The sequence below is a fragment of the Pedobacter sp. AK017 genome, assembly GCF_014200825.1.
Classification (GTDB): Bacteria; Bacteroidota; Bacteroidia; order Sphingobacteriales; family Sphingobacteriaceae; genus Pedobacter; species Pedobacter heparinus.
On the sequence record NZ_JACHCW010000030.1, the window covers coordinates 21750 to 27862 of the forward strand.

6 protein-coding genes and 1 tRNA gene are annotated in these 6113 nt (G+C 41.9%); 4 read left to right on the forward strand and 3 right to left on the reverse strand.

Features of this window, described 5'->3' with window-relative positions:
* Both HDC92_RS24475 and HDC92_RS24480 read right to left on the reverse strand, forming a co-directional pair.
* Positions 1-330, reverse strand: coding sequence for a 2Fe-2S iron-sulfur cluster-binding protein (locus tag HDC92_RS24475; RefSeq protein ID WP_015809919.1), 330 nt, complete (start codon positions 328-330; stop codon positions 1-3).
* Positions 331-333: 3 nt separating this feature from the next.
* Positions 334-1344: an NAD(P)/FAD-dependent oxidoreductase gene (locus tag HDC92_RS24480; RefSeq protein WP_015809918.1), complete on the reverse strand. Its 1011-nt coding sequence runs from the start codon at positions 1342-1344 to the stop codon at positions 334-336.
* 130 nt (positions 1345-1474) lie between these two features.
* On the opposite strand from HDC92_RS24480, the gene HDC92_RS24485 reads away from it, so the two are divergent.
* From HDC92_RS24485 to HDC92_RS24500, 4 genes are all read left to right on the forward strand, one after another.
* On the forward strand, positions 1475-2221 hold the full coding sequence (locus HDC92_RS24485) for a UDP-2,3-diacylglucosamine diphosphatase (RefSeq protein WP_015809917.1): 747 nt from the start codon (positions 1475-1477) through the stop codon (positions 2219-2221).
* 162 nt (positions 2222-2383) lie between these two features.
* Entirely contained in the window at positions 2384-3457 is a 1074-nt protein-coding gene (prfA, locus tag HDC92_RS24490; protein WP_015809916.1) for a peptide chain release factor 1, read from the forward strand.
* Positions 3458-3554: 97 nt separating this feature from the next.
* Positions 3555-3628: transfer RNA gene (locus HDC92_RS24495), tRNA-Asp, on the forward strand.
* A gap of 253 nt (positions 3629-3881) precedes the next feature.
* The gene (locus HDC92_RS24500; RefSeq protein ID WP_183877515.1) at positions 3882-5225 is read left to right on the forward strand and encodes a site-specific integrase; all 1344 of its coding nucleotides are present in this window, start codon (positions 3882-3884) and stop codon (positions 5223-5225) included.
* Between the two features lie 105 nt (positions 5226-5330).
* Here the strand turns inward: HDC92_RS24500 and HDC92_RS24505 are convergent, their stop codons facing one another.
* Entirely contained in the window at positions 5331-5930 is a 600-nt protein-coding gene (locus HDC92_RS24505; RefSeq protein WP_183877516.1) for a hypothetical protein, read from the reverse strand.
* Positions 5931-6113 lie beyond the last annotated feature (183 nt).

Sequence of the window (6113 nt, forward strand, 5' to 3'; positions counted from 1 at the left end):
TTATTCGGCGTGATGCAGCTTTACAACAAGCCCGTCCATTGCAGGGTTCAGCTGTAGTTGGCAGGCCAGTCTCGAATTTGGCAGCACATCTGGTAAAGTATCCAGCATGGCATATTCATCATCGCTCATTTCATTTAATTTATCTTCACCTTCTAGCACGTCTACACAGCAGGTAGCACAAAGTGCCATACCACCGCAAGTGGCAAGAATATCATATTCACAAGCTTTAAGATATTCCATTAGGCTTAAGCCCATATCCACAGGTGCTTCTAATGTAGTACGGCTGCCATCAGGATTTTGTACGTGCAGGGTAATGTTGTTTTCTTCCATGTTTTAAAACTCAGATACACCGTTAACAGTGGTGTATTTCATCGTGTATTTAATTCCGGGGTTCATGTATTGGTAAGCACTGTGGCTCATCAATGCAGCTTCATGGAAGCCGCATAAAATGAGTTTAAGTTTGTTGGTATAAGTGTTAATATCACCAATTGCATAAATACCTGGAATATTGGTTGAGTAATCATCTGTATTCACTTCAATAGCACTTTTGCTAATGTTTAGGTTCCATTGCTCTATAGGGCCTAATTTTGGGCTTAATCCAAACAAAGGGATCAGGTGGTCGGCAGCTACTGTAGTGGTTTCCAGGCTCTTGTTGTGTATCAGTTCTACACTTTCCAGTTTCCCGTTTCCATTTACTGAATTCAGGTTGCTGTTAAGTACCAGATTGATACGTCCGCTTTCGGCTAGCTCCATTACTTTGTTTACCGAATCAGGTGCACCACGGAAGCTTTCACTACGGTGAACCAAAGTCAGCTCATCTACCACATCGGCTAAGAAAATGGTCCAGTCCAGTGCAGAATCACCACCACCTGCAATTACCATTTTTTGTCCGCGATATTTTTCCGGGTCCAGGATCATATAATTAACACCACGTCCGTTCTCAAACTGTTCCAGGCCTGCTACGGCAGGTTTACGGGGTTCAAAACAGCCCAGTCCACCTGCAATAACCACTACCTTAGCTTCTATAATGGTGCCCATATTGGTGGTCAGTACAAAATCGCCTTCACCACGTTTTTCCAAACCTTCAATACGCTCTCCTAAAGTAAATCCAGGATGGAAAGGTTTGGCCTGCTCCATCAGGTTATCGATCAGCTCCTGAGCCAAAACGGTTGGATAGCCGGGGATATCGTAGATAGGTTTCTTAGGATATATCTCAGAAAGCTGCCCGCCAACTTGTGGAAGGTAATCTATTAAATGACAGCGCATTTTTAATAAACCTGCTTCAAAAATCGCGAATAAACCCACAGGTCCGGCGCCAATGATGGCTATATCAGTAGAAATCATAGTTTAAATTTTGTGCGAATTTACGAACTTTAGTTATTAATAACGATTCTATTTTGTAATATTCTACAAAGCCTGTAGAATTTATTTAGGCTACAAGGCTGATAATATTAATTATCTTTGTCCCGCATTCATGAAAAAGAACATTTATTTCGCTTCAGATTTTCACCTTGGGTCGCCAGGTTACGCAGAAAGCAGACTGCGCGAAGACCGCATATTGAGGTGGCTAAATTTCATAACGCCAACCTGTAGTGAATTGTTTCTGATGGGTGATATCTTCGATTTCTGGTTTGAATACCGTACCGTTATACCTAAAGGGTTTGTGCGTTTGCAAGGTAAAATTGCAGAAATGACAGATGCGGGAATAAAAGTTTATTTTTTTAAAGGCAACCACGATATGTGGGTTCACGACTACTTTAGCAAAGAAATGGGGATGGAGATTGTGAGTGATGCACTGGAGATAGAAAGAAATGGGAAACGGTTCTTTTTACATCATGGTGACGGATTGGGGCCTGGTGACAGAAAATACAAATTATTAAGAAAGATATTCAGAAACCCGGTTTGTCAGTGGTTATTTGCCTTAGTGCCACCCCGTATAGGTTTGGGTATAGCCAACTGGTGGTCTGGCCGCAGCCGGCTTGCCAATAGTAATGAAGAGGTGTTTGAAAGTGTAGACCAGGAATGGCTTGCTGTTTATGCTAAAGAAATTTTATCAAAAACACATTTCGATTATTTTGTTTTTGGACATCGTCATTTGCCTTTGAACATAGACTTAAATGGTAAAAGCAGGTATATAAACCTTGGTGAGTGGATCAATTTCAATTCTTATGCCGTATTTGATGGCAATGATTTAACCCTGAATTACTTTGAAAAAGAATAGTTCATTACAGGCGCAGTTGGGTATTGCCAACAATTATTAGCTGTATTAAACGAAAAACCCTATTTTTGTTGTCCAAAATAAAAACCATTTGTCCGGTTAATCAAGATCTTGCAGATTTGATTTCAGGACTAATGAGAATAAATTATTTCCTGAAAAAAGAATATGTTAGAGAAATTAGAAGCAATTAAACTGCGTTGGGAAGATGTGGAAGAGCAGTTGAGTAATCCTGATACCATGCAGGATATGAAGCGCTTTGCTGCTTTGAATAAAGAATATAAAGACCTCGGCAAGATTGTAGATGAATATAAGGTCTACAAAAATGTGATGAGCAATATAGAAGCCAACAAAGAAATCCTGAGCACAGAAAAGGATGCTGAAATGCGTGAAATGGCAAAAGAGGAGCTGGATCTGTTATTGGTACAGCAGGAAGAGCTGGAAGAAAAGGTGCGGTTAATGCTCATTCCTGTTGATCCGGAAGATGCAAAAAATGCAGTCTTTGAAATCAGAGGTGGTACAGGTGGAGATGAAGCTGCACTGTTCGCCGGAGATCTATACCGGATGTATAGCCGCTTCTTTGAGCAAAAAGGCTGGAAAGTGGAAACTGTTGATGTAACAGAAGGTACAGCCGGCGGTTATAAAGAGGTAATTTTAAAAGTTAGTGGTGAAGATGTTTACGGACAGCTGAAATATGAGTCTGGTGTCCACCGGGTACAGCGTGTACCAGATACGGAAACTCAGGGACGCGTACATACTTCAGCGGCTTCTGTAGCCGTATTGCCGGAAGCAGAAGAGATCGATCTTTACATTAATCCGGCAGATATTGATCTGCAAACATCTCGTTCCGGTGGTGCAGGCGGTCAGAATGTGAACAAAGTAGAAACCAAAGTGCAGTTGACACACAGGCCATCTGGTATTGTGGTGGTTTGCCAGCAGGAAAGGTCTCAGTTAGGCAACCGCGTAATTGCGATGGAGATGTTGCGCAGTAAGCTTTATGACATCGAATTGCAGAAGAAAAATGGGGATATCGCTGCAAGACGGAAAACGATGGTCTCAACAGGGGACCGTTCTGCAAAGATCCGTACTTACAACTATCCGCAAGGCAGGGTTACCGATCACCGTATCGGATTGACACTTTATAACCTGAATAGCATCATGGATGGTGGTGTACAGGAGCTTATTGATGCCTTGCAGTTTGCAGAAAATGCAGAGAAATTAAAAGAAGGAGCTGTAATTTAGTCAGTTGCAATTATTTTAAAATAAATGTTGCAAAGTTAAATAAACACCCTATATTTGCAATCCCGAAACGAAACAACGATACAGAAAGCGGGAAAACGGACCGGTAGTTCAGCTGGTTAGAATGCCGCCCTGTCACGGCGGAGGTCGCGGGTTCGAGTCCCGTCCGGTCCGCTGGTAGTTACACCAAAATACATCAAAAGCCTGTAAATCATATGTTTACAGGCTTTTTCATTTTAAAAAATCTCCAAAATATTCATGTTTTCTGATAAAACCAGTGAGTAATTCGGTGAGTCATATGGCTTTGTTACATTACTCACTGGAAACGATATAACTATCTGTACTACAGCATGTTCAATCAATGAACATCTTGACGGGAGAGACCTTCAATGCTAACTTTGTTAAACTTTTTTAATGAGTAAAAACTATGAAAACAAATTTTAGCCTGCTCTTCTACTTGAAGAAGCCGAAAAATTATCAAAACGGCCCGAAACCGGTGTACATGCGAATCACGGTTAACGGTGACCAGAAAGAACTGGCAACGGGTAAGCACTGTGAGCCGGATAACTGGTGCAGCGTATCAAGCCGTCTAAAAGGAACAAAAGAAACTGTAAAGTCTTTTAACAGTTTCCTAGATGCTTTACAGCACTCCCTAGAGGACGCACATACCACACTTGTTAAAGAAGGCAAGCCTATCACTGCCGACAGCATTAAGAACCGGTATTTGGGGATCGAAGAGGAAACCCATAAAATCGTCGGCGTTTTCAAAGATCATAACGACGAAATAGAAGCGTTGGTCGGGAAAGGTTTTACTAAAGCCACACTTACCAAATACAATTCCACGCTTAAGCACCTGAAGGGATTTTTGAAATCCAAGTTGAAGGTCAGCGACCTTGAGGTCACCAAGATTGACCCGCAGTTTGTGTCTCAATTTGGTTATTATATTCGCACTACGGGTAAATGTGCGAATAATGCCACAGCGAAGCATCTGAAGAATTTCGGTAAGGTGATACGTATTTGTTTAAAGCACCGCTGGATAACTAGCGATCCGTTTTTAGGTCACAAGAACAAGGTTGATAAAGTCGTCAGGCATGTGTTAAGTCCGTCGGAGCTTCAGACGCTAAATGCAAAGGAGTTTAAGGTGGCCAGGCTGGGCTTTGTGAGAGATGTGTTTTTATTTTGCTGCTATACTGGATTAAGTTTTATAGATGTACAGGAACTGAGCAAGGCCGAAATCAAAAAAGGCTATGGAGATTCTTCCTGGATTTTAAAGAAAAGGCATAAAACCAATATTGCTTCCCATATCCCGTTACTGCCGATCGCGGAAGCTATTGTAGATCGTTACCAGGATGATCCCAGATGTACTGGCACTGGCAGGGTGTTTCCTATATTAAGTAATCAGAAAATGAACGCTTATCTCCAAGAGCTTGCTGACTTGTGTGGAATTGAGAAGCACCTGACCTTCCATATTGCCAGACATACCTTTGCCACTACGATTACTTTGGGAAACGGTGTGCCCATCGAAACAGTGAGTAAGATGTTGGGACACACGGATATCAGAACTACTCAAATTTATGCCAAGATTTTGGACAATAAGGTAGGGGATGATATGGCTGTTTTGGAAGCGAAGCTGGGTAAGGAAACCGCCTTAGCCATGCTGAACGGAACAGACAATAAAGCGATAAGAAAGGACTTGGTTTCGGGTGATGTGAGTATGGAATGTAATAGAGAAATCCAGCAAGAAGCGCGTATCATAAAATTGTTTGGATAGCATTATTAAATTTCGATACAATATACAAACCTGTCACCGCTAGCAAGTGACCTTTCGTGTCAGAAATGCCAAGCGCCTATTGCTTGGCATTTTAACTTTTTAAGCTTAAGGCTTGAATAATTTCGCCCGTACATTGCGCAACGTACTTTCACCGATCAATAAATAAGAGGCAATGTCCGCATCGATCATTAGGCCACCCGCTGGCAGAAACTCTGGGAATTCCATGTAAAAATCATACACCACCTTTTCCGCATCCCGCGTTAATAAACGAACCCGCTCCAGTTCTTTACGATTGGTGTCCGCCATAATCAGCCTGGATAAATCCTGTGTACTCGGAAACTTCTCATAAATAACTCCCATGTGTGCAAAGCTGATACCCAGCACATAACTACCAGCCAAGCCTACCAGATCGTAATCCGAAGGTTCCTGTGCAGTAAAACTAAAATCAGCTAAAATCGCATGTTTTTTAGCAATGCTTAACACCTGGTTATCACCCAGTGCACTGCTGCCGTAAGTGGCCACAAATCCCCGCCCCACATATAGCGCATCGGTGATAGGCCTGTTCTTTCTGAACAAAAAATCACGGTCAATCAGCTCTTTATTACTCATATTCTCCCGCAGGTATTCCCGCAGTTCCAACGGCTGAGGTTTATACTCACAAAGGTCTTTGTATAATTTGTTCACGCATTCATCATATTCATTCATAAGGGGTAGATTATAATTTGTATAATGTGATTTAAAAATAGATTACTAACCATAAAACAAAGGGTCAGGCGCTATCCAGCAAACCTGACCCTAACTATTATTATCCAAGACCTCCGAAAATCGGTTTAACAAAGTGAGTATAACTAGCATGATGCAAAAATGAGCTCGTCCGGCCTTACGCCC

What these genes read in the sequence shown, in the direction of transcription:
- HDC92_RS24475 (WP_015809919.1), bottom strand. Translation starts at nt 330, where the DNA reads ATGGAAGAAAACAACATTACCCTGCACGTACAAAATCCTGATGGCAGC.
- HDC92_RS24480 (WP_015809918.1), bottom strand. Translation starts at nt 1,344, where the DNA reads ATGATTTCTACTGATATAGCCATCATTGGCGCCGGACCTGTGGGTTTA.
- HDC92_RS24485 (WP_015809917.1), top strand. Translation starts at nt 1,475, where the DNA reads ATGAAAAAGAACATTTATTTCGCTTCAGATTTTCACCTTGGGTCGCCA.
- prfA (WP_015809916.1), top strand. Translation starts at nt 2,384, where the DNA reads ATGTTAGAGAAATTAGAAGCAATTAAACTGCGTTGGGAAGATGTGGAA.
- HDC92_RS24500 (WP_183877515.1), top strand. Translation starts at nt 3,882, where the DNA reads ATGAAAACAAATTTTAGCCTGCTCTTCTACTTGAAGAAGCCGAAAAAT.
- HDC92_RS24505 (WP_183877516.1), bottom strand. Translation starts at nt 5,930, where the DNA reads ATGAATGAATATGATGAATGCGTGAACAAATTATACAAAGACCTTTGT.